We start from the raw sequence: 25,581 nt of genomic DNA, 5'->3' as shown, positions 1-25,581 counted from the left end.
GCCTCCAGAACTCGCCGCAGGAAGTTCCCGTTGGGGTGAAAACTATTCTCACCGCGGACCGAGGTCAAGTTAGGACGCATAACAAATGGGTCACGACATGCTGATGGTCGGAGTGGACGGCGGTGGCACGGCGACGCGCGCCGTGCTCACGACAGGGGACGGAAGCGGCATCGGCTACGGCGTCGCGGGGCGCGGCAACCCGATCTCGGCCGGCATCGAGCAGGCGATCGATGCGGTGCGCGAAGCCGTCCGCGCCGCGGTGGCCTCGTCCGGCCGCGCGATGCGCGACGTGTCCGTGATCGTCGCGTGCCTCGCGGGGCAGACGGCGAGCGGCGCGGGCGCTGAACTGCTTCGCGTCCGGCTGGGGGAGGACGGCTTCAGCGGGACGCTCGGATTCGAATCCGATCTGCTCGCGACGTACTTCAGCGGTACGGCCGCCGACTCCGGCTATGCGGTCGTGTCGGGCACCGGCGCGTGCGCGATCCGCGTCGAGGGCGGTCGGATCGTCGCCACGGCGGACGGTCTGGGCTGGCTGCTCGGCGACCGCGGCAGCGGCTATTGGATCGGGCAGCGCGTCGCGAAGGCGGTGATCCGCGACCTCGACGACGCCGGCCCAGCCACGGGCCTGACGCCGCTCCTGCTCGAGGTGGTCGGCATCGATCCTTTCGGCATCCGGTCGCCCGGCGCTGAGGGGCGACCGGTCGCTCTCGAACAGCTCGTCGCCGCGCTGTATGCACGGGCGCCGATCGAACTGTCGTCGTTCGCCCCGCTCGCCTTCCGATCCGTCGACGATCCGGTGGCCGCGGACATCCTGCGCCGCGCGGGGGAGCATCTCGCCGATTCGCTCGTCGCGGTGCTGGCCGCCCGGGGGCCGCTCGTCATCGGGGGAGGCGTCCTGTCTCGCCCCGGCCCGGTGCGCGCGGCCTTCCATCGGCGCCTGGGCGAGGGTGCTGTCCGTGAGGTCGTTCCCGTCGATGACGGAGCAGTCGGTGCAGGTCTGCTCGCGATGCGCGCCGGTGGCTGCCCCATCACGCAGGACCGGCTGGGCCGTCTTGCGGAGACGGTTGCGCACGTGCGTCGATCTCTTGTCCATGACCCTCCTCCTCGAGCATCTGGCGCTATTCTATGATCTAATGCGTTAGAAACAATCACAACTTTGCATTTTTCTCGATGAGGAGATCTCGATGGTGGAATCGTCGCCGGGCGCGCACATGCGCGCCGAACTGCTGTCCCAGCCCGAAACCTGGGCGCGGGCGGCGGACATGCGCGCCGAGCAGCGCCGCCTTCCCGCCCACGGCGCCCGCGTCGCCGTCGTCGGCTGCGGGACGAGCTGGTTCATCGCGCAGTCGTACGCCGCTCTCCGTGAGAGCGCGGGCCTCGGTGAGACCGATGCGTTCGCGGCATCCGAGGCATTCGTCGACCGCGGCTACGACGCGATCGTCGCGCTCACCCGTTCCGGAACCACCACGGAGGTGCTCGAGCTCACCGAACGGGTCACGGGGCGCGTGCCGGTGATCGGCGTGATCGGCGACCAGGCATCCCCACTCGTCGACCTCGTCGACGAGGCGGTGCTGCTGCCGTTCGCCGATGAACGCTCTGTCGTGCAGACGCGCTTCGCCACGACCGCGCTGGCGCTCTTCCGCGCGTCGCTCGGGGAGGACCTCACGGGAGCGATCGCCGACGCCGCGGCCGTGCTCGCCGAGAAGCCGGATGCCGGGCTCGCCGCCGCCGAGCAGTACACGTTCCTCGGCCGCGGGTGGACCATCGGCCTGGCACACGAGGCAGCGCTCAAACTGCGCGAATCATCGCAGAGCTGGACCGAGTCGTACCCGTCGATGGACTACCGGCACGGCCCGATCGCGATCGCCGCGCCTGGGCGGATCACGTGGCAGTTCGGCGTCGCGCCCGAAGGGCTCGCCGAGCAGGTGCGGGCGAGCGGCGGCCGCTTCGTCCAGCACGACGTCGACCCGATGGCCGACCTCGCCCGCCTGCACCACGTCGCTCTCGAACGCGCGCTGCAGGCCGGTCTGGATCCGGACCAGCCGCGGGGCCTCACCCGCTCGGTCATCCTCAGCGCGTGAGCACCTCGCCGGCTGACGCCACGGTCTCGCTCGGGACCGGTGCGCCCGTCCTGGCGTTCGACGTGGGCGGGACGGACGTCAAGTCGGCCCTCTTCGACGCCGACGGCGCGGCGCTCGACCTGCGCCGGACGCCGACGCCGCCCCTCGGCGCGGACCCGGCGGGTGCTCTGATCCACGAGCTCGGCATCCTCGCCGATGATCTGCGGTCCCGGCATCCGCTCGTAGTGCCGCAGGCGGTCGGGTTCGTGGTGCCCGGCATCGTCGATGCGGATGCCGGGGTGGGCGTCTTCGCGAGCAACCTGGGCTGGCGCGATGCACCGCTGCGCGGACTCGCGCAGGAGCGCCTCGGGCTGCCGGTGGCGTTCGACCACGACGTGCGGACCGCGAGCTGGGCGGAGCATCGCCTCGGCGCGGCACGGGGTCACGCGAACGTCGTCGTCCTCGTCGTCGGGACGGGCATCGCCGGCGCGATCCTCGTCGACGGCGTCCCGTACACCGCGGGCGGCTACGCCGGGGAGATCGGGCACTCGCCGATCGCGGACGGCCCGCTGTGCGCCTGCGGTGCACGCGGGTGCCTGGAAGCGGTGGCATCGGCCGGAGCGATCGTCCGGCGCTACACCGCCGAGACCGCTGTCGTGCCCGACGGAGCACGCGATGTGATCGCCCGCGGCAGGGCGGGTGATGCCGTGGCCGCTCGCATCTGGGACGAGGCGCTGGATGCCCTGGCGCTGGCGCTCGCCCAGCTCACCGCGATCATCGCGCCGGATGCGATCGTCATCGGCGGCGGGCTGTCCCGCGCCGGGGACGTCCTGTTCGACGAACTGCGCAGGCGCCTGGATGGGCGATTGAGCTTCCACCGCCGTCCCGAGCTGGTCCCCGCAGAACTGCAGGAGAACGCCGGTCTGATCGGCGCCGCGCTGCGCGCGAGGGAGCTCGCATGATCCTCACCGTGACTCCGAACCCGGCGGTGGATCTGACCTGGGAGGTCGACCGGATCGAGATCGGCGGAAGTCATCGCGCGAATGCCGGTGCCGTGCGCGCCGGCGGCAAGGGGCTCAACGTCGCCCGGGTCGCGCATGCGGCCGGTTTCGGCGTGCGTGCGCTGACCACGGTCGGCGGCGCGACGGGCGGCGAACTGCGTGCGGACCTCGAGGCGAGTGGCGTGCCGCACTGGCTGATTCCGGTCGCGGCACCCACACGGCGCAGCGTCGCGTGGGTGGATCGCTCGCTCGGCGACACCACGATCGTGAACGAGCGCGGGACGAATCCGACCGATGCGGAGTGGGACCGCGTGGTCGTCGCCGTCCGCGAGGAGGTGCCGACGGCATCCGTCCTCGTGATCTCCGGAAGCCTTCCACCAGGGGCGCCGCCGGACCTGCTGACCCGCCTGGTCGCCCTCGGCGCGGCGACCGACGTGATCGTCGACACGTCCGGGCCGGGGCTGCTCGCGGCAGCGGATGCCGGAGCGGCTGTTCTGAAGCCCAACCGCGCCGAGCTCGTCGAGGCCACGGGGATCGCGGATCCGTTCGCCGGCGCCCGCGAACTGCTGCGCCGCGGTGCGGGTCTCGTGCTGCTCTCGCTCGGTCCGGACGGTCTGTGCGCGATCAGCGATCGTGAGACGTTGCACGCCCGGCTGCCCGAACCGCTGGCCGGCAACCCGACCGGATCCGGGGACGCGGCCGTCGCGGCCGCCGCCTGCCTGATGGATGCCGGCATCCACGACACCGAGACGATCCTGCGCCGCGCCGCCGCCTGGTCGGCCGCCGCCGTGCTCATGCCGCTCGCGGGAGAGATCTCGCCCCGGTGGCGAGACCTCGAACCCGCACTCATCGTCGAGAAACCATTCGCCGCATGAGAAACCACGCCAGCAGGGGTTTCCCGCGCGCGGAGTGGTTTCTCGCCCTCCGATCCCTGCGAAGGACCCCGCATGCCCCTCGTCTCCGCCCGTGACCTCGTGGCCGAAGCCGATGCCGCACGCCGCGGCATCGGTGCGTTCAACGTGGTCCATCTCGAGACCGCCGAGGCGTTCGTCGCGGCATCCGAGGCGGCCGGGCTGCCGGTCATCCTGCAGATCTCGCAGAACTGCGCCGACTACCACGGCGGGCTCGAGCCGATCGCGCTGGCGACTCTCGCGGTCGCGCGCCGCGCCGAGACGCGCGTCGCCGTCCACCTCGATCATGCCGAACGTCCGGAACTCGTGGGCGAGGCGATCGCACTCGGCATCGGATCCGTCATGTTCGACGGCGGCGCGCTGCCATACGACGAGAACGTGGCGCTCACGGCGCAGGTGGCCGACAGAGCGCGAGCGGCCGGCATCCACATCGAGGGGGAGCTCGGCGAAGTCGGCGGCAAGGACGGCGCGCATGCGCCTGGGGTGCGCACTGATCCCGATGAGGCGCGGGCGTTCGTCGCGGCCACGGGAGTGGACGCTCTGGCCGTCGCAGTCGGCAGCTCCCACGCGATGACCGAGCGCAGCGCCGTGCTCGACATCGACCTCATCGGCCGGCTGCACCGGACACTCGACATCCCGCTCGTGCTGCACGGATCGTCGGGAGTCCCGGATGCCGTTATCGTGGATGCCGTGCGCGCCGGAATGACGAAGATCAACGTCTCCACGCATTTCAACGACGTCTTCACCCGCGTGATCAGGGAGCGACTCGACGCCGATGCGGACCTCGTCGATTCGCGCCGGTACGTCGCCCCGGCGCGGGAGGCGGTCGCCGCGGAAGCGGCCAGAATGCTGCGCCTGTTCGCCCTTCAGGGGGCGGCGTGAAGCGCGCCGCGCGGTTGAGCGCGATCCTCGATCTGCTCGCCGCCGAGGGCGAGGTGACGATCGATGGGCTCGTCGAACGGTTCGGTTCGTCCCCCGCGACGAGCCGGCGCGATCTCGACAGTCTCGCCGAACAGCGCCTGCTGACGCGGACGCACGGCGGTGCGGTCGCGCAGTCCGTCGCCTACGAGCTGCCGGTGCGGTACAAGAGTCATCTGCGCACCGACGCGAAGGAGCGGATCGCGCGTGCGGCCGCGGCGCTCGTCCACCCCGGCGCGACCGTCGGACTCTCCGGAGGCACCACGACGACCGCGCTCGCCGCGGCGCTGGCCGCACGCGAGGATCTCGGCGAGATCACCGTGGTCACGAACGCCGTCAACATCGCAGCGCAGCTCGCGACGCGTCCCGACATCAAGGTCGTCGTGACGGGTGGGGTCATCCACTCCCGCAGCTACGAGCTGGTCGGGCCGTTCGTCGAGCAGCTGCTCTCCGGAATCCACCTGGACGTCGCGTTCATCGGTGTCAACGGGATCTCGCCGGAAGCCGGCGCCACCACGCACGACGAGCGCGAGGCCGCTGTGAACCGGATGATGGCCCAGCGCGCCGAGCAGGCGATCATCGTCGCGGATTCCGACAAGGTCGGCGCGGTGGCGTTCGCTCAGGTCGGCGACGCGGCGCTCTTCCCGCTGCTGATCACGGATGAGGGCATCGCGGATGCCGCGGCAGGCGAGCTGGCCGGAGCCGGTTTCGAGATCATCCGGGCCGGGTGAACCCAACGGAGGCGCCGCGGCTGCGAACCGCGACGCCTCCTGAGCAGTCGATGTCGATCTTCTGCGCTCCCCAGTGCGCAACTCCCCAGTGTCGAAGATCTTCGCGACCTCCCTCGCGCCTCCCCCTCTGGCGCTCCGCGTGACATCGTCTGAACATCAAGAGCGGCATCCGAGGGATCTGATACATCGAATCGAGAAATTCTTCCGCCGGCGTCAGAGGGCAGTGCCGTGCACTTGGAAAGGCGTCCGAAGGCCGGTCGTGTCGGATGCCGCGGCGAGGGCCACTGCGGGGTCGTCGCCCGCGCTGAGACCGGCGTGCACGGCGGCGAGCAGCTCGCCCGCCACGTCGTCCGCGACCACGGTCGGGGCGGCGATGACCGCGCGGGTGCCGGCGTGCAGCCACACCCGTGTCATCCCCAGCGCCTCCTCACCCCATCGCACGGAGGAGCGGCCGAGCTCGCACGCGGACAGCACGACGGTGTCGGGGACGTCCGGGATGAGGTCGACGTCGTAGCCGAACAGGGTCCCGTCGAAGAGCTCGAATCCGGCGAAGAGCGGGTTGTCCACGGTGTGCCTGCCGTGCGCGGCGATGTGCAGGACGTCGACGCGGTCGGCGAGGGCGGTCACGGCATCCACCCGCGCGTCCGGCCCGGTCAGCACGGTCGCGTTCCGCCAGACGGATGCCGCGGCGCGCGTCTCCTCGACCGCCCGCGGCACACGCGGGCCGGCGGCGAACCCGGCCGATCGCACCTGCCGCGGGGCGCTGCGGTCGTCGAACCACCGCGACACGGACGTCGTCAGCACGGACGGCACCCCTGCCATCTGCGGAAGCATGCCCCAGGGGATGCCGCCGAGCGCGCCGGGGACGGTGAGGACGAGACGCGACGCACCCTCCGTCGCCGAGAGCGCCGGGGCGAGCAGGGCGGCGCCGAGCGCGCGCATCCGCTCGTCCAGTGCACCGGCGACGACCGCAGCCATCGGGCCCGAGCGCACCGCCGCCGCGACGTCGAGGTCCGCGCGCAGACCCTGCGTCGCGCGCGTCACCTCGTCCCAGTCCAGGCGCACGATACGCGCATGGTTCCGGGTCGTGACGACGCAGAGCAGGTCGGCGCCGGTGAAGACGTACGACAGCACAGCGGTTGTCGCGTCGAGAACCGCGCGCACCTCGTCGATTCCGACGCGACGCCGGGTGTCGCCCGCACCGGTCGCGGTCCATTGCCGCTCACGGACCCGGTCACGCAGCGCTCGCACCTGGGGGTGCGTCGTCCACTCGCTGCCGGTCAGTTCGGCGCGCAGCATCCGGAGTTCTGCGAGGTCGGAGGCCAGCTCCGGGTCGTGCGGCGGACGGACCGGCACGACCTGCTGGCTGAGGTGCCTGGCGCGTTCCGACCAGTCGAACAGGATGCTCGGGTCGCCGCTCTCGGCAGCCGAACGCAGCCCCTGGAAGATGAGGTTCGTCCCGTGCATCGCGACGGACGCCTGCAGGTCGAGCGCACCGAACGAGCGCTGCCAGTCCGAGAGCAGATCCAGCCCGCCGGCGACGTGGCGGCGGGCTGCGGCGCCGCGGGATCTGGCGGCTCTGGCCTCTGCGGCACGCAGCTTCAACGGTGTGGGCGCCTGTCGGGGGAGACGCGGCAGCGGGGCCTGCTCCCGACCAGTGCGCGCGTCCGCGACGGCGGCACTCAACCGCACCGCGGTGGCCTCGGTCGGGAATCCTGCTGCTGTCAGCGCGTCCGCGGCTTCGGTGAACTCCTCCGCGCGCGGCGGCGCCCCGGAGGCGCTGCGCGCATCGAGCCGCACCGCGGCGCTGCGGGCAGCCCAGCTGTCGCTGCCGAGTGCGCGGAAACGACGAGCCGCCGCACCGGCGATCTTCGCGGCCCTGGCCGGCTCATGCTGGAGCAGCGAACGGGCGAGATGGAACTCCGCCTCCGCCCTGGCCTGGCGCATCTTCGCCGCCCCGAAGATCACGGCCACGGACTCGAGCAGGTGCTCGGCCTCGTCGACGAGGCCCGCGTCGCGCAGCACCTCGGCGCGGTCCAGGTCGCTCATGGCCGCGCTGACCTCGGATTCCGCCGCGATCACGGGGCGCGAGCGCGCCATCAGGTCGAGGGCCGTGAGCAGATCGCCCGCGAGAAGCGCGGCGTAGCCGAGGTTGTGCCGGGCTTCGGCGGCCGCCGATGCGTCGCCCGCTGACTCGTAGATCTCGGTGGCGCGCTCCAGATCGACCGTGCAGGCGTCGAGATTCCGCCGCTGCATGTGCACGAGCGAGCGGTTCATCAGACAGTTCGCCAGTGCCATCCCGGTGAGACCGTCGACCGCGCGCGTCAGCATCGCCTCGGCCTCATCGAGTCGGCCGGCCCTGGTGCAGATCACACCGAGCTGCCCCGCGAGCACGGCGGCGGTCTCGGGGGTGAGTCCGTCGCGGGCGAGGGCCTCTCTCACGAGCGACTCGCCGCCGGCCGGGTCGCCGGTCTGCGCCAGCACATACGACAACGTGCCGGCGATACGTGCCTGCAGATCGGCATCCGCGTCCGGGGCGGCGGCGGCGCGGTCGAGCAGGCGACGCGCCTGCGCGTATCGCTGCGAATCCAGCGCGGCACGCCCGCGCTGCCACAACTCCCGCCCCGAGTTCCCCATCCGACCAGGATGCCGTGTTCCCGAGGCCCCCGCGAGCACATGACGCCGCGGTCGGCGTCACCGACCGTTCACCCGACGTTCCGTTTCAAGTACGGCGGTCTCGTAATTGCCGGACACCTCGGCGAGTTCGAATACAGGTGTTCTCGCAATTCCCCTCATCCGAAAGGTTCCGCCATGCGCCGTTACACCCTCCCTGCGGTGGGCATGCTCGGTATTGCCGCACTCGCCCTGACCGGTTGCCAGTCCCCGGAGGCGGGCGCCGCTCCCGCCGCCGATGCGCCGATCACGATCGCCACCCTGCCCGCTTCGGATGACCCGACGCAGGAGAACCCCATCGAGGCCCTCGTCGAACTGCTCGAGGCCGAGACCGGCCGTGAGGTCGAAGTGACCGACGTCCCCGACTACCTCAGCGTCGTCGAGGCGATCCGCAACGACCACGTCGACATCGGAATCATGAGCGGCTTCCCGTCCGCGCTCGCCGTCAACACCGGCGAGGTCGACGCACTGCTGGCCTGGAAGGGCTCCGATGACCCTGTCTCGACCTGCGTCGTGCTCGAGGACTCGCCGATCCGGACGCTCGAAGACCTCGAGGGCAAGACCGTCGCCTTCGCCGACCAGGCATCCAGCTCCGGCTACTTCATGCCCGTCTACATGCTGCATGAGGCGGGGCTGGAGCAGGGCGAGGACTACGAGGCGATCTTCGCCGGCGGCCACGAGGGCAGCTTCGCGGCTCTCGAGCAGGGCCAGGTGGATGCCGCGTGCACGGCGATCATGCTGACCGAACTGGGGGCCCCGATGTTCCCGTTCGCCGAGGGCGAGTGGCGCGGCGTCGGCGAGAGCCCGGCCATGGATGTCATGGGCACCGTCCTCGCCCGCCAGTCGCTGGACGACGAGACGCGCACGCAACTGGAAGAGGCGCTGCCGAAGGTCTTCTCCGAGGAGAACGCCGACGCGCTCGCCGCTTACAGCTCGTTCATCGGTCTCGAGGTCGAGATCGCCCCGGACCCCAGCATCTTCTCGTCCTTCGCCGAGATCGCCGCGGTCGCGGGCGTCGAACTCGAGGACCTGGAATGACCACCGTGACGAAGCAGGGGGCGGATGCCGCGGCATCCGCACCTCGGGCCACGGACGTCCCTGTGACCACCGCCGAACTGCGGCAGGCGCTGCCGCTCGCGACCGTGCGGGATCTGCGTGTGAGCTATGACACCGCCGCGGGCCCTGTGCTCGACGGCGTCGACCTCGACCTCTTCCCCGGGGAGACCGTCGCCCTGCTCGGTGCCTCCGGCTCCGGGAAGTCGACGCTGATGAAGAGCCTCACCGGCTTCGCACCGATCTCGGGCGGGTCCGTGCGGGTCGCAGGGCACGACGTCACCAACCTCGCCCGTGGCGAGCTGCGGACCCTGCGCAGCGAGGTCGGCCAGGTGTTCCAGCAGTTCAATCTCATCCCTCGGCTCAGCGTGCTGACGAACGTGCTCACCGGCGGTCTGCACGGTGCCGGCGCGATCAACCTCGTCGGCGGTTTCTCTTCGGCGCAGCGCCGACGGGCGATGGAGCTGCTCGACCGGGTCGGCATCGCGCACAAGGCCACGGAACCCGCCCGCTCGCTCTCCGGCGGGCAGCAGCAGCGCGTCGCGATCGCACGGGCGCTCATGCAGCAGCCCCGGCTGATCCTCGCCGACGAGCCGGTGGCGTCGCTCGACCCCAAGCTCGCGGGCTCCGTGCTGCGCCTGCTGCGCGAGATCGCGAGTGAGGACGGCATCCCGGTCCTGGTGAGCCTGCACGTGCTGCCTCTCGCGCTCGATCACAGCGATCGGATCGTCGGACTGCGTCACGGCGAGATGCTCGTCTCGGGTGCGACAGGCGATCTCGACGCCGACGCGCTGTCGGTGCTCTACGACGAGGAGGACGACGATGACGACGACCGCTGAACCGCGCGCGCGGCGTGAAGCGCCGCAGCTGTCCGGTGCCGAGCGCGATCGGCTGGAGCGGGCCTTCCGCATTCCGCGGACCCGCTTCCTCCTCGGCATCCCGGTGGCCATCGGCATCCTGCTGTGGTCCGCGAGCGGTGTCGGTTTCGATTTCGCCGCGCTCGCCCAGGGCACCGTCAACATGGCGGAGTTCATGTCGCGGCTGTTCCCGCCGGACTTCTCCGACATCGGCACGATCCTGGCACTCCTGGTCGAGACCCTGCAGATGGCGATCATCGCCACGGTGCTCGGGGCCGTGCTGTCGCTGATCGTCGCGTTCGGGGCCTCATCGAACATCGCGCCGAGGTGGCTGTACTACCCGTCGCGCTGGGTGATGAACATCATCCGCTCGGTGCCGGATCTCGTGTTCGCGCTGATGTTCGTCTCGGCGGTGGGGCTCGGGCCGTTCGCCGGCATCCTGGCCATGACGCTGGGTTCGCTCGGATCGATCGGCAAGATCTTCGCCGAGGCGATGGAATCCGTCGACGACGGACCCATCGTGGCGATGCAGGCGGTCGGAGCCTCGAAGCGCCAGATCATCCAGTACGGCATCCTGCCGCAGGCGGCACCGCTGCTGGTGTCCTACACGCTGCTGCTGTTCGAGGGGAACGTGCGCGGTGCGACGATCCTCGGACTCGTCGGCGCCGGCGGCATCGGCCTCGAGCTCACCACGGCGATGCGCATGTACGACTACGGACACCTCAGCGCCATCATCATCTGCATCATCGTGCTCGTCACGGCGATCGACCAGGGCAGCGCCCTCATCCGAAGGAGAATCACATGACCACGATCGAACTCACCCTCAGCGCCCCGGTGAACCTGCGCGACCTCGGCGGGATCGTGATCGACGGCGGCGTGCTGCGCGAGGGAGTCGCGATCCGCACGGACGACCTCGCGTACGTCACGCCGGAGGTGGCGTCAGATCTCCTCGCGAACGGACTGACGGCGATCATCGATCTGCGGTCCCCGCTCGAGGTCGAGGTCACCGGTCGGGGTCCTCTCGGTGCCTACCCGATCGCGTACCACCACCTGCCGTTGATCGCGGATGTCGGACAGTCGATGAAGGACGGCCGACCGCAGTTCAGCCACGAGTCGATGGGGGAGATGTACGTCGGGCTGGTCGAAGTCGCGGCGTCCCAGCTGGTCACGGCCCTGAACATCATCGCCTGCACTCCGGGCGCTGCGGCATTCCACTGCGCCGCCGGACGTGATCGCACCGGCGTCCTCGCCGCCATGCTGCTGCTCGTGCTCGGGGCGAACGACGACGACATCGTCTCCGACTACGCCCGCACCGGCGACAACATGCGCGAGATCATGCGCCGCAGCGAGCCCGTGATGGGTGCGATGTGGCGTGCGCTCGGCATCGACGTCTCGGCGCGCGACGAGACGACGGCTCTCCTGGAGGGGTCGATGGAGGTGTCGATGCGGATGCTGCTGCAGACGCTGCGCGACCGCCACGGCGATGCGCTTGCCCCGCTGCGGGCCGCCGGACTCAGCGCCGACACGGAGGCGCGGCTGCGCGAGCGCGCGCTGGGCTCATGACGACGACGGATGCCGGAGCCGCGGTGCGCCGCGGCCCCGGCCGCCCCAGGGACGAGGACATCGACGGGCAGATCATCGCCGCGACGCTCGCGCTGATCGACGCCGAGGAGGACGTCACCGTCACCAGGATCGTCACGCGCAGCGGGGTGAGCCGCGCCGCGCTGTACCGCCGCTGGCCGTCGCTGACGGCGCTCATCGCAGCGGCGCTGGACGTCGGGCGCACCGTGCCGCCCGCTGTGCCGACGGACGGGGATCTCCGAGAGGCCGTCTTCACGGCGCTGCTCGGTGCACCCAGCTCGGTCACCGCGGCCGGGTACTCCGAGGTGCGGTTCCGCCAGCGCATCCGGCTCGTGATGGGGGATCGGACGCTGCAGAAGGCGTACTGGAATTCTCATGTCTCCCGTCGGCGCGTGCCGATCGAGAATGCGTTCCGCGCGGGCATCGAACGGGGCATCCTGCGGGCCGACCTCGATGTCGAGGCGTGCTTCGACGCCATCGCCGGCGCCGCGTACTACCAGATCGTCGTCCGCGGCGACGGGATGGATGCCCCAGGGGCGCGAGAGCGCCTGCACGCGGCGTTCGAGGTGGTCTGGCGCGGCATGCAGGCGTGACTCCGGCTACGACATCGGCGCGTCCGGAGGAAGCGTGGCGAGCACGGCATCCACGGCGCCCTTGATCCCCTTCGCTGGAACCTTCGTCGAGGCCGCGAGCGACGGCGCCAGCGCTGCCGCGATCCGGCCGGCGACGTAGGGGGCGGAGAACGACGTGCCGCTCCACGCCGCGAATCCCCCGCGATAGTCGTCCGGATCGACGGTCTGCCGGTCGAAGCCCTCGAAGTCGGCGCGGGTGGCCGCCTGCGCGCCGCCGGTGAACGCGGGCGTCGTCGAGACGACTGCGGCGCCGGGGGCGTAGGCGCGCACCCATGGCCCGACATTCGAGAAGAGGGCCAGGGAGCGCAGCGACGGATTCAGCGCGCCGACCGACACGTGCGGTGCGCCGTCGTCGTGATGCAGCCCGTTGTCCGTTCCCGGCCAGGCCCAGAGCGACGCAGGGAAGGCCGGCCGATCGACCGCGTCGTTGCCGGCCGAGCAGACGACGACCATTCCCGTCTCCCTCGCCGCATGAAGCAGGTCGTACAGGGTCATCGAGAAGAGGCCGTCCGTCGGCGTCTCGTGGTAGTAGCCGAGTGACAGGTTGAGGACGTCGATCGGATGTCCGCCCGCCTCGCCGGCGACCCATCTCCGATGCAGTTCGACCACGGCGGCGAGCGACGATAGGAACGTGCTCTCGTCGACGACGCCGAGCGCCCCGGCCACGCGGACCGCAACGATGTCCGCGTCCGGCGCGGTCTGCCGCAGGATGCCGGCGATGAACGTGCCGTGCCCCGCGACGGCGTCGATCTCCCCGTCGAGCTGACCGTACAGGTCCGGATAGCGTTCCGGATCGTCCTCTCCGATGAGACCGATCGGAACGCCGTCCAGCGTGAGGCCACGCGTGACGATGGATTCCGGAAGCCAGTCGTGGATGCCGCAGCCCGTATCGAGGACCGCGATCACGGCGCGGCGACCGCCCTTCTTCGGGTGCGGTCCGCGTACCGGCCCCGGACCGACCCAGGCGATGGGCTGGCGAGCGCCGCGGCCGGGCTCGAGGTAGTCGTCCGTTCCGACGGCTCCCGCTCCGCGCACCGGGTTCGATCGGGTGAACGGGTTCGATCGGGTGAACGGGTTCGATCGCGTGAACGGATTCAGGCCCACCGGGTCGATCGACAGGACGTGCTCCAGGCCCGCCCGCGGCATCCGCCCACCGGTGATCCTGCGTGCGCGCTGCAGCACGCGCCACGCGTCCGGCGCGATCGGCGACTCGGCGCCCTCCAGCTCGCCAGGCGTCGTCAGATTCGCGCGGTGCAGCCCGGGGATGCCCGGCAGACTGTCGTCGCGCAGCCCGGCCCGGACCAGATCGGTGTTCTCGACCTCCAGGTGCCAGCCGAAGGAACGGGCGGCGTCCATGAGGATCTTCAGGTCGCGGTCGTAGGCGCCGTTCTCGTCGTCGTCTCGCTCTGCGATGAGCATCCGCGTCGGCAGATACGCCGTGGGATACGCCCGGATCTCGGGTATCGGATCGACAGTGGGGTCCAGTGCCGTCCCCCGAGGGATCGACCCCTCTGCTCTGTCCTGCCAGGTCCAGTTCCTCGGCTGATCCATGCGTGTCCCCTCCCGGCGGCAGGGCCGCCGCGTTCATCCCCCGTGGAGCTCACACCTCGAACTGAGGCGTGAGCAGATCCTTGGCGTCCCCTGCGGTGACGGCCTGCACGCGGCAGAGTCCCGGCGGTACGTCCTCGAACGCGAAGCGGCCGTGCTCGGCCGGCTGCGTCGTCCAGGTGCGCTCGCCCTGCGACAGCCGCACCTCCGCGGCGTCGGCATCGATCCAGCCGTCGACGCGGCGTCGACCGTTCTCGGCGCGGCTGATGTGCAGCAGCACCGTGGCAGAGCCGTCGCTGAACTGCATCGTCGTGGTCTCTGCGTCCCCGCGGACGGGTGACTCGATGCCCTCCATCAGCGTGAGCAGCGCGTACTCGCGGGAGAGGTCGGCGACCGCGACGACCGCGACCATGCGGTCTGCGAGGTCCGCGGGCATCGGGTCGTGGAGCTCGGCCGCCGCACGGACGGCGGCGAACAGGTCGTCGTCGCTCATCGTGCACCTCCGGCATCCACCAGCGCCGTGCGCAGCTTGGCGAGGCACCGTTGTCGGGTCGGACCGATGCTCCCGATCGGCATGTCCAGGTCGGCGGCGATCCTCGCGTAGTCGGGTCGGTCGTCGAAGGCGACGACGCGTAGCAGCCGCTGGCAGCGATCGGTGAGTGTGGCCAGCGCCGTCCAGAGCCGGGCGGCCTCGTCGGCATCGGCGACGCGGTCCTCGGTCGACTGCTCGTGCGGAAGCATCGGATCGAGCACCTCGTCGGCCGTCGCCGTCGCGAGCCGGTGCTTCTTCACGACTCGCCACGCTTCGCGGCGGGCGGTCACGGTCAGCCATCCGGAGATCGCCTGCGGATCGGCGACCGACTCGTGGCTGCGCACGAGGGCGAGCCAGGTCGTCTGGACGACGTCCTCGGCGAGGGTGCGTTCGAGTCCGTACGCGCGTACGACATGCCAGAGCACGGGCGTCATCAGGCGCACCAGCTCGTCCATGGCGCGCGCGTCGCCGGCACGCCAGTCAGCGAAGAGGGCTGCCGCGCGTTCCCAGCGTGCGGTGCCATCGCTGACGGCGCCTTCGGGGGAGGCGTCGGTCATGGTGCTCATTGTGCTCACACCTACCAGGAGCAGGGCAAGAGCTTTCTGATACATGGACTCGGTACAAACCCGTCTCCATGGCGCGTGTGCACGCGCTGCACGGCGTGTCGCGGCGTCGGCGCCATATGGACGGGGGCTGCGGCGGGATACCGTGGACGGGTGATTCCTCTCGCGATCCTCCTGTTCCTGAACGCCGCGTTCAACGTGATCGTGTGGCCGCGGTTCTACAAGCGGGTCGCGCAGGACCCGCGCGCGAGGGATGCCGAGGGCAGGGCGACCGCGTTCCTGAAGGTGCACGTGGTGCTCATCGTGATCGCCCTCGTGCTGGCGCTCGTGTCCGCGATCGCCGGCGTGGCGGCGCTGGTCGGGGCGCTGTAGCCCCGGCATCCCGAGGGCCCGGCAGCGCCTCTGCACCGACACGACTTCGGGGATCGCCGCGGCGCCGGCACCGCCGGGGGGTCGCCGCCGCCCGGGCCGGCCCGCCCGGACCGGCCCCGCCCGGGTCGGCCCGCTTCCCGGACCGGCACCAATTCGGGGGCCGACACGCCAGATGTCGGACGGATGCCGCGAACCGGTCCGACAAGTGGCGTGTCGGCCCCCGGGATGACGGGCGGCCGCGTCAGGCGCGGGCGACCGGCTGCTGCAGCTCCGTCACCCAGTCGGACTGGTCATTCGACACCGCGCGGACGTACAGTTCGCGGCACGGGCCGGCGGGCACGAAGCCGCGCGCGATGATCTCGGTGTGGATCTGCTGCCAGCTCACGGCGATCCGGTCCATGGAACCGAGGTGGATGCCGCAGATCGCCAGCTCTGCCGCCGGAAGGTCGATGAACTCGAAGCCGTCGCGTGCCGGTCCGTTGTACGCGTAGCCGGCCACGATCTCCGTTCCGTCCTCCGTGGCCGAGTACTGCGCGATCGGGGTGGTCAGAGACCCCTTCTCCGCGCCGATGATGTCGGCGACCGCATCGAAGGCGGGGCCGACGACACCGGCGACCTCGGGCTGGGATGCGACGGTCGCGCGACGCGCTGCCAGCCGGACGGAGGGAAGGGGCTTCTCGATGATCTCGATGGTGGACATCTGGTTCTCGCTTTCGATGAGGTGGAGGCGCCGCTCCACGTCGACGAGTCGTGCGGCTGCGAGCCGATGCTCCTGTTCGACCTCGGCCCGACGGATCCGCAGCAGGGCGCCGATGCGCTCGGCATCCACTCCCTGCTCGAGGATCAGGCTGATGTCGTCGAGACCGAACCCGAGCTGGCGCAGCGCGACGATCCGATGCAGCCTCTCGAGCTGCGACGGATCGTACGAGCGGTAGCCGCTGAACTCATCCACGTGGGCGGGCACGAGCAGCCCGGCCGTGTCCCAATGCCGTAGCTGGCGGTGGGTCACCTGGCCGATCTGCGCGAACGCCCCGATGGATAACATGTCTCTGTTCTCCCGCCTCACACGGTGTCAGGGTCAAGCATCCCAGGTCGGCGCCCAGATCAGTCGGCCGCGAGAGGGCAGTTGCGCACAGTGTTCGCGTGCCGCACTGTGCGCAACTGCCCTCTCGACGCCGAGTCAGCGCATCTCGAACTGCCTTGCGTGCGCCGCCCAGCCGGACTCGGCCGGCAGCGCGCGCAGGCCGCGGTTCGCGACGGCCAGCACGACCGAGATCGTGCACAGAACGGATGCCGCGATGAGAGTGTTCTCCCGGCCGATCGAGGCGAGCCCGAAGCCGGCGATGAGCGGCGCGAGCGGCATGGCGCCCATGCCGAGGACGGCCGATGCGCTGTTCGCGCGGCCGAGCAGCTCGGTGGGCGTCGCCACCATGAAGTACCCCATCAGAGCGGCGTTGACGGCCGGGATGAAGAACACCGTCACCCCGAGCATGATCATGAGCGCCCACGGCTCCTGTACCGGGATCATGCCGAAGACGCCGAGCGTCGCGACGGCCAGGCCGGCGATGATGACGACGCTCGCCCGCACGCGCGAGACCAGGAGCGGAGCGGTCAGCGCACCCAGCAGCATCGCGACGCCGCCCGCCGTCGCGAGGAACCCGATCGTGATCGTGGAGTGACCGGACTGCTGCAGCGAGTAGATGACGGTGGTCATCGCGGTGCTGAAACCGAGGTTCACGATCGTAGCGACGAAGAGCACCCCGCGCAGGTCCGGTCGGGAGAACAACCATCGGAATCCCTCGGCGACCTCGCGCAGGGCGTTCGGCTTCCCGACGGTCACGGCGGCGGCTGCGAGCCCCACGTCGGATGCTGCGGCATCCGCTTCTCCGACGCCCGGCGTCACCGCATCCGCCGTCGGCGTGCCGGATCCCGGACGGTCCGTCTGCGCAGCGGCGTGTCGCGGCTCGCGCGGCGTCGACACGCGGGAGGCGTCCGGAACCCGGGACGTCCCGACCGGTGCCGAACGCCGCAGCAGCCACGCCGTCGCCATCGCGATCAGATGGCACACCGCCATCGCGGCCCCGATCAGCCACGCCCCGCCCGCGAGCAGCACACCGCCGAGCGGTCCGCCGGCGAGCTGCAGCACCGCGTCGCGCCCCTGGTTCGCCGCCTGCGCCCTGCCCATCGCGTCATCCGGCACGATCTCCTTCAACGCGCTCTCGCCGGCGATGTCGAACAGTCCGGTGCGGGCGGCGAGCGCGATGTCGATCAGCAGCAGTGTGACGAACGTGAGAGCGTCGACGAGGGCGAGAACGGTGAAGGCGCCGGCGATCACGACTCCCGCGGCTGAACCGAGGATCATCATGACGATGCGGTCGTGCCGGTCGGCCAGCACGCCGCCGAACACGGTCGTGACCGTGCGGATCGTCATGCCGACCGCGCTGATGATGCCCGCCTGCGCCGGATCGTTCGTGACGATCAGCGCGATGAGCGGAATCGCGAACCCGAACAGCGCGGACGCGAGCCCCTTGGCTGTGTCGCTGATCAGCCACGTGAGGTAGCGGGCGTTGTGCACCAGGCGGTGCGGCGTGACGGTGGTCATGGCTCGAGCATAGATGCGCAACAGTAGGTGCGCAACAGTCATTGCGCAATGATCGGTGTGGATAGACTCCGAGAGTGGCAGAAGGTGAGAACGCGATGCCGGTGCATTCGGACGCGAAGCCCGCGACGACGGCGATGATGAAGGCCTACGCGCATCCGCTGCGCCGCCGCATCGCCAGGGCGGTCGCGGGTCGCGGTCACGCGCGTGCGGCGGACCTCGCCGCGGATCTCGGCATCCCGGCCAACAGCATCAGCTTCCATCTGCGTGTTCTCGCCGCGGCCGGCCTCATCGAGGAGGCCCCCGAGTATGCCCGCGACAAGCGCGACCGGGTATGGAAGTCGGTCGAGGGGTCGTGGAACGTCGGCTCTCCCGAGCATCCGATCGCCGACGAGGTTCTCGGCGGCGTGCTGATGAACGCGCTCGCGGACGATCATCTCGAGATGCTGCGCAAGGTCATGGTCTGGGCGCCGGAGTACGTCTCCGGTCGCGATCCGGTGGTGCACGGCACCTTCTCACAGGCGAACCTGCGTCTGAACGAGGCGGAGTTCACCGAGCTCGAACGCCGCATCCAGGAGGCCATCAAAGAGATCGGCGATGCCCACGACCCCGACGACCCGGAGACCCGGGTCTGGAGTCTCGACATCATCGCCGCGGACGACACGCTCTGAGGGGACGGATGCCGCGGCATCCGTCCCCTCAGAGAGCGTGCGGTCCTTACGGGATCGTCCGGCGGAATGCGATGAACGAGATCACCGAGAGCACCGCGACGGCGACGAGGCCCCAGAGCGCCAGGCCGACGGCGCCGAGTGCCAGGATGCCCTCCCAGACGTCCCCCCACAGCTCGAGACGGGTGACGAGGAAGACCAGCCCCAGGAGCGCGAGGGTGAGCGCGAAGATCGCGATGATGAGGACCATCTGCCCCCAGCTCTTGAAGACGGTCGCTCCGGTGAAGCCGATCACGAAGAAGAACAGGGCGAGGGTGAAGTACACGACGAACGCCCCGAGCGGACCCGCCTCCCACAGCCATGGCAGGTAGAAGACGTAGCCGTTGACGCCGTATCCGTTGGTGAGGATCTCGATCCCGCCGCCGATGAGGAACAGCACGCCCATGAGGGCGCTGGCGAGAATCGCGGTGAGCATCGTGCCGAGGAAGAACTCGCGGCGGGTGATGCTCATGGCCTGCGAGAACGGGAAGGTCAGGGTCATCGCCGACATCCCGATCGCGAAGAAGTACCACAGCGGTGCTTGCCCGCCGCCGCCGTACTTCGGCTCGTCGATCGGGATCATCGCGTAGATGAGCACCGAGATGATCACGGCGCCCGCGAGGATCACCAGCGGGTACCAGATGAACGTGCCCTTGTTGATCAGCTGCAGTCGGATGACGTTGAGCGTGCGCATCAGCGGACCTCCTCCGTGGTGGTTGCGGTGCCGGCCTTCTGGGTGAGGCGGACGACGAGCTGCTGCAGCGACACCGGTGCCAGATCCAACCCGGATGCCGCGATGCCGGAGCGATCCTCGTCGGTGAGCGCTCCGAGCACGGTCGCCGACGCGACACGTCCGAGCGCCTCGCGGTGCAGGACGTCGCGCCCGGCGGACCAGGCGTCGACCTTCGCCGCGTCGCCGATGACCGTGACGGCGCGGTCGCGCACGGCATCCGTGTCCTCGTTCAGCAGGATCTGGCCGTTGTCGATGACGATGACCTTCTCGATGAGGTTGGAGACCTCGTCGATGAGGTGCGAGGAGAGGATGATCGTGCGCGGGTGCTCCGCGTAGTCCTCGACCAGGCGGTCGTAGAAGATCTGTCTGGCCACGGCATCCAGTCCGAGGTACGGCTCGTCGAAGAAGGTGATCTCGGCGCGCGAAGCCAGCCCGATGATCACGCCGACCGCGGAGAGCTGCCCACGGGAGAGTTTCTTGATCGTCGTCTTCATCGGCAGCTGGAACTCGGCGATCAGTTCGTCGGCGAGTGCCTGATCCCAGTTCTGGAAGAACAGCCTCGCCGCCGTGAAGGCGTGCTTCGGATAGGCATCGTCCGGGTACTTCTGGCTCTCGCGGACGAAGCAGATCCGGCTGAGCACGTGCGCGTTCTCGTACGGGTGCTCGCCGAAGACCTTGACGGTGCCGGACGATTCGAAGTTCTGGGCCGTGAGGATGGACATCAGCGTGGTCTTGCCGGCGCCGTTGCGACCGAGCAGGCCGTAGATGGCGCCGCCCTCGACGGACAGCGACACGTTGTCGAGCGCACGCTTGTCCTTGTAGCGCTTGGAGAGGTTCTGCACCTCGATGACGGCGGTCATGCGGGGTTCTTCCCTTCTGTGGTGGTGCCTGTGGTGGTGGATGCCGCTGCGCGTTCGCGCAGCAGTGCGGTGAGGTCCTCCGCGCCGAGTCCGAGAGTGCGGGCTTCGGCGAGGAGGGGATCGATGTAGCGGTCGGCGAACGCGGCGCGACGCTCGCCGAGGAGCTGATCGCGGGCTCCGGCGGTGACGAACATGCCGATTCCGCGCTGCTTGTACAGCACGCCCTTGTCGGTGAGCATGGCGACTCCCTTGGCTGCGGTGGCGGGGTTGATGCGGTAGAAGGCGGCCAGCTCGTTGGTCGACGGAGCCTTGGACTCCTCTTCCAGCGAACCGTCGACGATCGAGTCCTCGATCTGCTCGGCGATCTGCAGGAAGAGCGCCTTGCCTTCGTCGATCACGATGCCTCCGATTGGTTTATGGGTTACCTACTCGACTAAATAACCATAGAACCCGCATGGATGTCAAGGGATGCATTAAGGCCGGCACCTGATGGTGCCGGCCTTTCTGCGTGGATGGGTGCGCGCGTCAGCGGTAGAAGCCCTCGCGCAGGTTGATGCCGTGCTCCAGCCAGGCCTTCATGGCGGAGAGCATCCCGGTCCATCCTTCGCAGTTGCCGAAGGCCGACTTCGCCCCGTCGGGCGTCGCCTGCCAGGACTGCTCGGTGATGGTCACGAGTGTGCGGGCGCCGTCGTCGATGGAGGAGAACTCGAACGTGGTGCGAGTCATCTCGGCGCCGCCCGCAGCGTTCTCGCCGCCCCACTCGATGACGATGCGATCCGGGGCGGATGCCTCGACCACCGTGACGGGGAATCGACCCGGGAAGTCCGCGAAGTCCCAGGTGACCTCGGCGCCGACCTCCAGGCGACCGCGGGCGCCGCCGGTGGTGAAGTAGCGCGAGAGCTGCGCGGGGTCGGCGACGGCCTCGTACGCCTCGGCGATCGGCCTGGCCACGCGGCCCGACACGGAGAAGGACAGTTCGGTGAGCGTTTCGATGCCTGACATGTTGTAAGATTACAACATGAATTCGGACGAGGGAAGCGTCGGTGACGACGACCTCGTGTTCAAGGCGCTGGCCGCCCCGATCCGCCGGCGGATGCTGGATGCGCTGCGCGCCGCTCCCTGCACCACTGGCGCCCTGTGCGCCCAGTTCCCCGAGCTCGATCGGACCACCGTGCTCCAGCACCTGCGCGTGCTCGAGCAGGCCGAGCTCGTCATCGGCCAGAGGATGGGCAGGGAGCGCCATCTGACGCTGGCTCCGCTGCCGATCAAGCGCATCCACGACCGCTGGATCGGCGAGTACGCGCGCGCAGCTGTGGACCTGCTCGCCGAGCTGGATGCCGGGGCTGACGGGGAGCGCGATCCCGACGCCTAGGGTGGGGTGGTGTCCGAGTTCCCGTACGAGCGCCTGCGGCGCTTCCCCGACGTCGAGGCGTCGAATCTGCAGGCGCACGATGCGACGGATCTGCTGCTCGTCGACCGGGGGCTCGATCTCGCCGCCGACCGGGGGCTGACCGGCGCCGAGATCGTCGTGATCGGCGACGGATACGGCGCGATCACGCTCGCCCTGATGGATGCCGGAATGGCGGGTCTCCGTGTGCATCAGGACCTGGCGACCGGGCGGCGTGCGCTCGCGCACAACGCGGCCGCCCTCGGACTGGTCCGAACTCCGGACGGCGACGGCGTGTCGGCCGAGGCGGAACCAGGACGCGCCGCGAGCCATCCGGAATCCGGCACGCGGTTCGTCCCGCACGAACTGGATGCCGAGCTGCTGACCGGTGCCCGACTCGTCCTGCTGCAGCTGCCGAAGGCGCTCGCCGAGCTCGAGGAGATCGCGGATGCCGTGGCGCGCTGGGCTGCGGACGATGTGGTGCTCGTCGCCGGCGGTCGGGTCAAGCACATGACTCTCGCGCAGAACGACGTGCTCACTCGGTCGTTCGCGCGGGTGCAGGCGCAGCGCGCGGAGCGGAAGTCCCGACTGATCATCGCGGACGGGCCCCGCGACGTGCCGGAGACTCCGCCGTTCCCGGTGCGCGAGACGCATGTCCTCACTGCGTTCGCTGAGCCTGTCGAAGTGACGCTCGCCGCGCACGGCGGTGCGTTCGCGGGTGCCCGCATCGATATCGGCACGCGCGTGCTGCTCGACGTGCTCGACCGGGTCCCGTCCGCCGGGGTCGTGCTCGACCTGGGGTGCGGCACCGGCGCGCTCGCCGCCGTCTACGCGCTCACCCATCCCGATGCCCGCGTGATCGCGACCGATCGATCCGCCGCCGCGGTGGCCTCGGCGAGGGCGACGATGGCCGCCGACGGCATCGCCGATCGTGTTCAGGTCACGCACGATGACGCGGGATCAGAGCTTCCGGATGCCTCGGCCGATGTCGTGCTGCTCAACCCGCCGTTCCACCTCGGGACGAGCGTCCACACGGCCGCGGCCACCCGCCTGTTCGAAGCTGCCGCTCGGCTGCTCGCACCGGGTGGCGAACTCTGGACGGTGTACAACTCGGCGCTCGCCTACAAGGGTGAACTCACCCGACTGATCGGCCCGACCGAGCAGGTGCATCGCACTGCGAAGTTCACCGTGACCCGCAGTATCCGCGCCTGAACCGCATACGCGGATGCATCGTCCAAATCCCCGTTCAGGCCACGATTCCACCCGGTCCCGACACGCCGTCGATTTGCCCTGACCAGCCATTTTGTTACGGTGGAAGACGGGCATGATGCCCGAAGACCAGTCCGCGGCCGCGTCCTTCTTTCGATTCTGCAGTGACTACGAAGAGGCGCGGACGTACGGTCGATGTTCTTTGCGGGGGATCCGAAATCCGCCGCCCGTGCCGCCATGCAGCGTTGTCGAAACGGCCTTGTGAACGTCACCCGGGCGCTACCGAAGCAGGCTCACCGAGACCCTGAAAACGGTGAGTCGCGGGGGAAACGTGACCGAAACCGCACTTGTTGCGCGCCATCTGTTCAAGGTGTTCGGACGGAACCCGAACCAAGCCGTCCGCCGCCTGAAGTCCGGCGAATCCCGAAACGATGTCCTCGACGCCGGAACCGCTGCCGTCATCGACGCCAGCTTCACCGTCAACAAAGGCGAGATCTTCGTCATCATGGGCCTGTCCGGCTCGGGCAAGTCGACGATCATCCGCATGCTGAACGGGCTGCACGACGTGACCGACGGCGACGTCACCGTCGGCGGCGACCAGATCACCGGCATCCCGGCATCCCGACTGCGAGAGATCCGGCGCGACAAGGTGTCGATGGTGTTCCAGCACTTCGCGCTGCTGCCGCACCGCACGGTCGCCGCGAACGTCGCCTATCCGCTCGAGCTCCGCGGAGTCCCGAAGGCTGAGCGCCTGGCGAAGGCCGAAGAGGTCCTCGCCATGGTGGGCCTGCACGGCTGGGGAGACAAGCTTCCCTCGCAGCTCTCCGGCGGCATGCAGCAGCGCGTCGGCATCGCCCGCGCGCTCGCGGCCGACACCGAGATCCTGCTCATGGACGAGGCGTTCAGCGCGCTCGACCCGCTGATCCGCCGCGAGATGCAGGAGCAGCTGCTCGAGTTGCAGCAGAAGCTGCAGAAGACGATCGTGTTCATCACGCACGACCTGAACGAGGCGATGTTCCTCGGCGACCGGATCGCCGTCATGCGCGACGGCCGGATCGTCCAGATCGGAACGCCGGAGGACATCCTCACCGACCCCGCCAACGACTACGTCGAGCAGTTCGTCCAGGATGTCGATCGCGCGCGAGTGCTCACGGCATCCAATGTCATGGAGCTGCCGCGTCCGGTCGTGGCCGAGACGACGGGCCCTCGGACGGCGCTGCGTCAGATGCGCGACGCTTACATGTCGGCCGCGTACGTCACCGGCCGCGACCGCAAGCTGATCGGCATCGTCACCGACCGCGACGCGATCAAGCTCGTCCGCAAGGGCGAGACGTCTCTCGCATCGATCCTCAAGCCGGTTCCGCAGAGCGTGGCCGAGGACGAGATCCTGATGAACCTCTTCGTCCCCGCGGTGGAGTCGCCGCTTCCGCTGGCCGTCGTCGACGCGGGTGGCCGCCTCGTCGGCGTCATCCCGCGCGTCACGCTGCTCGCCGCCCTCGGCCCCGGCCCCGGATCCACCGAGGAGATCACGCTTCCGCTGCGCCCCGTGCCGCAGGCCGAGATCGACGCCGTGCTCGATGAGGCGCAGGATGCCGCGGCCGCCGTCGTCGAAGGCCAGGCCCCCGAGAAGGAGGTGCTGTGATGGATGGCTTCCGCATCCCCATCGGCGAATGGGTCGCATCCGTCGTCGATTGGATCAAGGACAACCTGGAGGGGTTGCTCGACCTGATCAGGTTCGTCGTGCGGTTCCTCGTGGAGGGGCTCACCGACGTCCTGGTCGGCACGCCCTTCCCGATCATGATCGCGCTCTTCGCGCTCATCGCCTGGCTCGTGCGTTCGTGGCAGATGGCGGTCGGCACCGTGATCTCGTTCCTGCTCATCGTCTCGATGGACCTGTGGGAACTGTCCATGGAGACCATGGCGCTCGTACTGGTCTCGGCGCTCGTGGCGATCGCGATCGCCGTGCCGCTGGGCATCTGGTCGGCGCGCAACGACACCGTCCGGATGATCCTCAAGCCGGTCCTGGACTTCATGCAGACCATGCCGGCCATGGTGTACCTGATCCCGGCGATCGTGTTCTTCAGCATCGGCGTCGTGCCTGGCCTCGTCGCGACCGTGATCTTCGCGCTGCCCCCTGGTGTGCGCCTCACCGAACTCGGCATCCGCGGTGTCGACTCCGAGACCGTGGAGGCCGGACAGGCCTTCGGCGCGAAGCCCGGGCAGATCCTGCGCGGCATCCAGCTGCCGCTCGCGATGCCGTCGATCATGGCCGGTGTCAACCAGGTCATCATGCTCTCGCTGTCGATGGTCGTCATCGCCGGTATGGCCGGCGCGGACGGGCTCGGCAAGGAGGTCGTCCTGGCGATCTCCACCGTCGACATCGCCAAGGGCGTGGAGGCGGGGCTGGCCGTCGTGCTGATCGCCGTCTACCTCGATCGCGTGACCGCCGCCCTCGGCACGCCGAACGACTACCCGTCGTCACTGCTGGGCGTGCTCGCCCAGCGCCGCGCGGCGCAGCGGTCCCAGGCAGCGGATGCCGCGGCGAAGGCTGCGCAGGAGGCCGAACGTGCACAGGCCTCTCCGCACCGTGCGCCGAACGTCGGCATCTGAAGCACCAACTGACCCATACGGAACGCACCACAGCATACGAAAGG

27 protein-coding genes are annotated in these 25,581 nt (G+C 69.8%); 17 read left to right on the top strand and 10 right to left on the bottom strand.

Annotated features, from left to right (window positions below; all coding sequences use genetic code 11):
- Nucleotides 1-85: 85 nt before the first annotated feature.
- The 6 genes from M2317_RS17895 (at nucleotide 86) to M2317_RS17870 (ending at nucleotide 5,621) form a co-directional block, all read left to right on the top strand.
- The gene (locus M2317_RS17895; RefSeq protein ID WP_429462560.1) at nucleotides 86-1,129 is read left to right on the top strand and encodes an N-acetylglucosamine kinase; all 1,044 of its coding nucleotides are present in this window, start codon (nucleotides 86-88) and stop codon (nucleotides 1,127-1,129) included.
- Between the two features lie 55 nt (nucleotides 1,130-1,184).
- Nucleotides 1,185-2,081: an SIS domain-containing protein gene (locus M2317_RS17890; RefSeq protein WP_429462558.1), complete on the top strand. Its 897-nt coding sequence runs from the start codon at nucleotides 1,185-1,187 to the stop codon at nucleotides 2,079-2,081.
- A complete protein-coding gene (locus M2317_RS17885; RefSeq protein WP_429462556.1) occupies nucleotides 2,078-3,022 on the top strand; it encodes an ROK family protein in 945 nt (314 codons plus the stop codon). Before M2317_RS17890 ends, M2317_RS17885 begins: the two co-directional genes overlap by 4 nt.
- On the top strand, nucleotides 3,019-3,936 hold the full coding sequence (locus M2317_RS17880; protein ID WP_429462554.1) for a 1-phosphofructokinase family hexose kinase: 918 nt from the start codon (nucleotides 3,019-3,021) through the stop codon (nucleotides 3,934-3,936). The genes M2317_RS17885 and M2317_RS17880 overlap by 4 nt, the downstream gene beginning before the upstream one ends.
- Nucleotides 3,937-4,008: 72 nt before the next feature.
- On the top strand, nucleotides 4,009-4,854 hold the full coding sequence (locus tag M2317_RS17875) for a class II fructose-bisphosphate aldolase (RefSeq protein ID WP_429462552.1): 846 nt from the start codon (nucleotides 4,009-4,011) through the stop codon (nucleotides 4,852-4,854).
- Nucleotides 4,851-5,621, top strand: coding sequence for a DeoR/GlpR family DNA-binding transcription regulator (locus M2317_RS17870; protein WP_429462550.1), 771 nt, complete (start codon nucleotides 4,851-4,853; stop codon nucleotides 5,619-5,621). The genes M2317_RS17875 and M2317_RS17870 overlap by 4 nt, the downstream gene beginning before the upstream one ends.
- Before the next feature lie 213 nt (nucleotides 5,622-5,834).
- Here the strand turns inward: M2317_RS17870 and M2317_RS17865 are convergent, their stop codons facing one another.
- Nucleotides 5,835-8,258, bottom strand: a complete 2,424-nt coding sequence (locus M2317_RS17865) for a CHAT domain-containing protein (RefSeq protein ID WP_429462548.1) — start codon at nucleotides 8,256-8,258, stop codon at nucleotides 5,835-5,837.
- A 174-nt stretch (nucleotides 8,259-8,432) separates the two neighbouring features.
- Here M2317_RS17865 and phnD point away from each other — a divergent pair, with 174 nt between their 5' ends.
- From phnD to M2317_RS17840, 5 genes are read left to right on the top strand one after another with little or no spacing between them, the layout of a single operon-like run.
- Complete coding sequence (phnD, locus tag M2317_RS17860) at nucleotides 8,433-9,332, top strand: phosphate/phosphite/phosphonate ABC transporter substrate-binding protein (RefSeq protein WP_429462546.1); 900 nt, start codon at nucleotides 8,433-8,435, stop codon at nucleotides 9,330-9,332.
- Nucleotides 9,329-10,186, top strand: coding sequence for a phosphonate ABC transporter ATP-binding protein (locus M2317_RS17855; protein WP_429462544.1), 858 nt, complete (start codon nucleotides 9,329-9,331; stop codon nucleotides 10,184-10,186). The genes phnD and M2317_RS17855 overlap by 4 nt, the downstream gene beginning before the upstream one ends.
- On the top strand, nucleotides 10,170-11,009 hold the full coding sequence (gene phnE, locus M2317_RS17850) for a phosphonate ABC transporter, permease protein PhnE (RefSeq protein WP_429462542.1): 840 nt from the start codon (nucleotides 10,170-10,172) through the stop codon (nucleotides 11,007-11,009). Before M2317_RS17855 ends, phnE begins: the two co-directional genes overlap by 17 nt.
- Nucleotides 11,006-11,767 carry a tyrosine-protein phosphatase gene (locus tag M2317_RS17845; protein ID WP_429462540.1) on the top strand — a complete coding sequence of 254 codons (762 nt, stop codon included), beginning with the start codon at nucleotides 11,006-11,008 and terminating at the stop codon, nucleotides 11,765-11,767. The genes phnE and M2317_RS17845 overlap by 4 nt, the downstream gene beginning before the upstream one ends.
- The gene (locus M2317_RS17840; protein WP_429462539.1) at nucleotides 11,764-12,378 is read left to right on the top strand and encodes a TetR/AcrR family transcriptional regulator; all 615 of its coding nucleotides are present in this window, start codon (nucleotides 11,764-11,766) and stop codon (nucleotides 12,376-12,378) included. The genes M2317_RS17845 and M2317_RS17840 overlap by 4 nt, the downstream gene beginning before the upstream one ends.
- A gap of 6 nt (nucleotides 12,379-12,384) precedes the next feature.
- On the opposite strand, the gene M2317_RS17835 is transcribed toward M2317_RS17840, so the two are convergent.
- Genes M2317_RS17835 through M2317_RS17825 form a run of 3 tightly spaced genes read right to left on the bottom strand, consistent with a single transcriptional unit; the run spans nucleotide 12,385 to nucleotide 15,054 of the window.
- Complete coding sequence (locus M2317_RS17835; RefSeq protein WP_429462537.1) at nucleotides 12,385-13,968, bottom strand: S8 family peptidase; 1,584 nt, start codon at nucleotides 13,966-13,968, stop codon at nucleotides 12,385-12,387.
- A gap of 49 nt (nucleotides 13,969-14,017) precedes the next feature.
- The gene (locus tag M2317_RS17830; RefSeq protein WP_429462535.1) at nucleotides 14,018-14,458 is read right to left on the bottom strand and encodes a hypothetical protein; all 441 of its coding nucleotides are present in this window, start codon (nucleotides 14,456-14,458) and stop codon (nucleotides 14,018-14,020) included.
- A complete protein-coding gene (locus M2317_RS17825) occupies nucleotides 14,455-15,054 on the bottom strand; it encodes an RNA polymerase sigma factor (RefSeq protein ID WP_429462533.1) in 600 nt (199 codons plus the stop codon). Before M2317_RS17825 ends, M2317_RS17830 begins: the two co-directional genes overlap by 4 nt.
- A gap of 159 nt (nucleotides 15,055-15,213) precedes the next feature.
- Between M2317_RS17825 and M2317_RS17820 the strand changes: the two genes are divergently transcribed.
- The gene (locus M2317_RS17820; RefSeq protein ID WP_429462532.1) at nucleotides 15,214-15,432 is read left to right on the top strand and encodes an SCO4848 family membrane protein; all 219 of its coding nucleotides are present in this window, start codon (nucleotides 15,214-15,216) and stop codon (nucleotides 15,430-15,432) included.
- 241 nt (nucleotides 15,433-15,673) lie between these two features.
- On the opposite strand, the gene M2317_RS17815 is transcribed toward M2317_RS17820, so the two are convergent.
- Together M2317_RS17815 and M2317_RS17810 are read right to left on the bottom strand one after the other, a co-directional pair.
- Complete coding sequence (locus M2317_RS17815; RefSeq protein WP_429462530.1) at nucleotides 15,674-16,477, bottom strand: MerR family transcriptional regulator; 804 nt, start codon at nucleotides 16,475-16,477, stop codon at nucleotides 15,674-15,676.
- A 135-nt stretch (nucleotides 16,478-16,612) separates the two neighbouring features.
- Nucleotides 16,613-18,034, bottom strand: coding sequence for an MFS transporter (locus tag M2317_RS17810; RefSeq protein WP_429462528.1), 1,422 nt, complete (start codon nucleotides 18,032-18,034; stop codon nucleotides 16,613-16,615).
- Nucleotides 18,035-18,108: 74 nt separating this feature from the next.
- On the opposite strand from M2317_RS17810, the gene M2317_RS17805 reads away from it, so the two are divergent.
- Nucleotides 18,109-18,702: a winged helix-turn-helix domain-containing protein gene (locus M2317_RS17805; RefSeq protein ID WP_429462526.1), complete on the top strand. Its 594-nt coding sequence runs from the start codon at nucleotides 18,109-18,111 to the stop codon at nucleotides 18,700-18,702.
- 46 nt (nucleotides 18,703-18,748) lie between these two features.
- On the opposite strand, the gene M2317_RS17800 is transcribed toward M2317_RS17805, so the two are convergent.
- The 4 genes from M2317_RS17800 to M2317_RS17785 all read right to left on the bottom strand — a co-directional run bounded on the left by M2317_RS17800 (nucleotide 18,749) and on the right by M2317_RS17785 (nucleotide 21,333).
- Nucleotides 18,749-19,432 carry a hypothetical protein gene (locus M2317_RS17800; RefSeq protein ID WP_429462524.1) on the bottom strand — a complete coding sequence of 228 codons (684 nt, stop codon included), beginning with the start codon at nucleotides 19,430-19,432 and terminating at the stop codon, nucleotides 18,749-18,751.
- Nucleotides 19,432-20,331, bottom strand: a complete 900-nt coding sequence (locus M2317_RS17795) for an ABC transporter ATP-binding protein (protein ID WP_429462522.1) — start codon at nucleotides 20,329-20,331, stop codon at nucleotides 19,432-19,434. The genes M2317_RS17800 and M2317_RS17795 overlap by 1 nt, the downstream gene beginning before the upstream one ends.
- Nucleotides 20,328-20,729, bottom strand: coding sequence for a GntR family transcriptional regulator (locus M2317_RS17790; protein ID WP_429462520.1), 402 nt, complete (start codon nucleotides 20,727-20,729; stop codon nucleotides 20,328-20,330). Before M2317_RS17790 ends, M2317_RS17795 begins: the two co-directional genes overlap by 4 nt.
- A gap of 127 nt (nucleotides 20,730-20,856) precedes the next feature.
- A complete protein-coding gene (locus M2317_RS17785) occupies nucleotides 20,857-21,333 on the bottom strand; it encodes an SRPBCC domain-containing protein (RefSeq protein WP_429462518.1) in 477 nt (158 codons plus the stop codon).
- A 16-nt stretch (nucleotides 21,334-21,349) separates the two neighbouring features.
- On the opposite strand from M2317_RS17785, the gene M2317_RS17780 reads away from it, so the two are divergent.
- The 4 genes from M2317_RS17780 (at nucleotide 21,350) to M2317_RS17765 (ending at nucleotide 25,537) form a co-directional block, all read left to right on the top strand.
- Nucleotides 21,350-21,703 (top strand): ArsR/SmtB family transcription factor, encoded by a 354-nt coding sequence (locus M2317_RS17780; RefSeq protein WP_429462516.1) that lies wholly within the window; start codon nucleotides 21,350-21,352, stop codon nucleotides 21,701-21,703.
- Nucleotides 21,704-21,712: 9 nt separating this feature from the next.
- Nucleotides 21,713-22,930 (top strand): class I SAM-dependent methyltransferase, encoded by a 1,218-nt coding sequence (locus tag M2317_RS17775; protein ID WP_429462514.1) that lies wholly within the window; start codon nucleotides 21,713-21,715, stop codon nucleotides 22,928-22,930.
- A gap of 328 nt (nucleotides 22,931-23,258) precedes the next feature.
- Nucleotides 23,259-24,569 (top strand): quaternary amine ABC transporter ATP-binding protein, encoded by a 1,311-nt coding sequence (locus M2317_RS17770; RefSeq protein WP_429462512.1) that lies wholly within the window; start codon nucleotides 23,259-23,261, stop codon nucleotides 24,567-24,569.
- Entirely contained in the window at nucleotides 24,569-25,537 is a 969-nt protein-coding gene (locus M2317_RS17765) for an ABC transporter permease (RefSeq protein WP_429462510.1), read from the top strand. Before M2317_RS17770 ends, M2317_RS17765 begins: the two co-directional genes overlap by 1 nt.
- The last annotated feature ends 44 nt before the right edge of the window (nucleotides 25,538-25,581 follow it).

Source organism: Microbacterium sp. ZKA21 (genome assembly GCF_050434165.1).
Taxonomy (GTDB): domain Bacteria; phylum Actinomycetota; class Actinomycetes; order Actinomycetales; family Microbacteriaceae; genus Microbacterium.
This window is presented reverse-complemented; position numbering and strand designations above follow the sequence as displayed.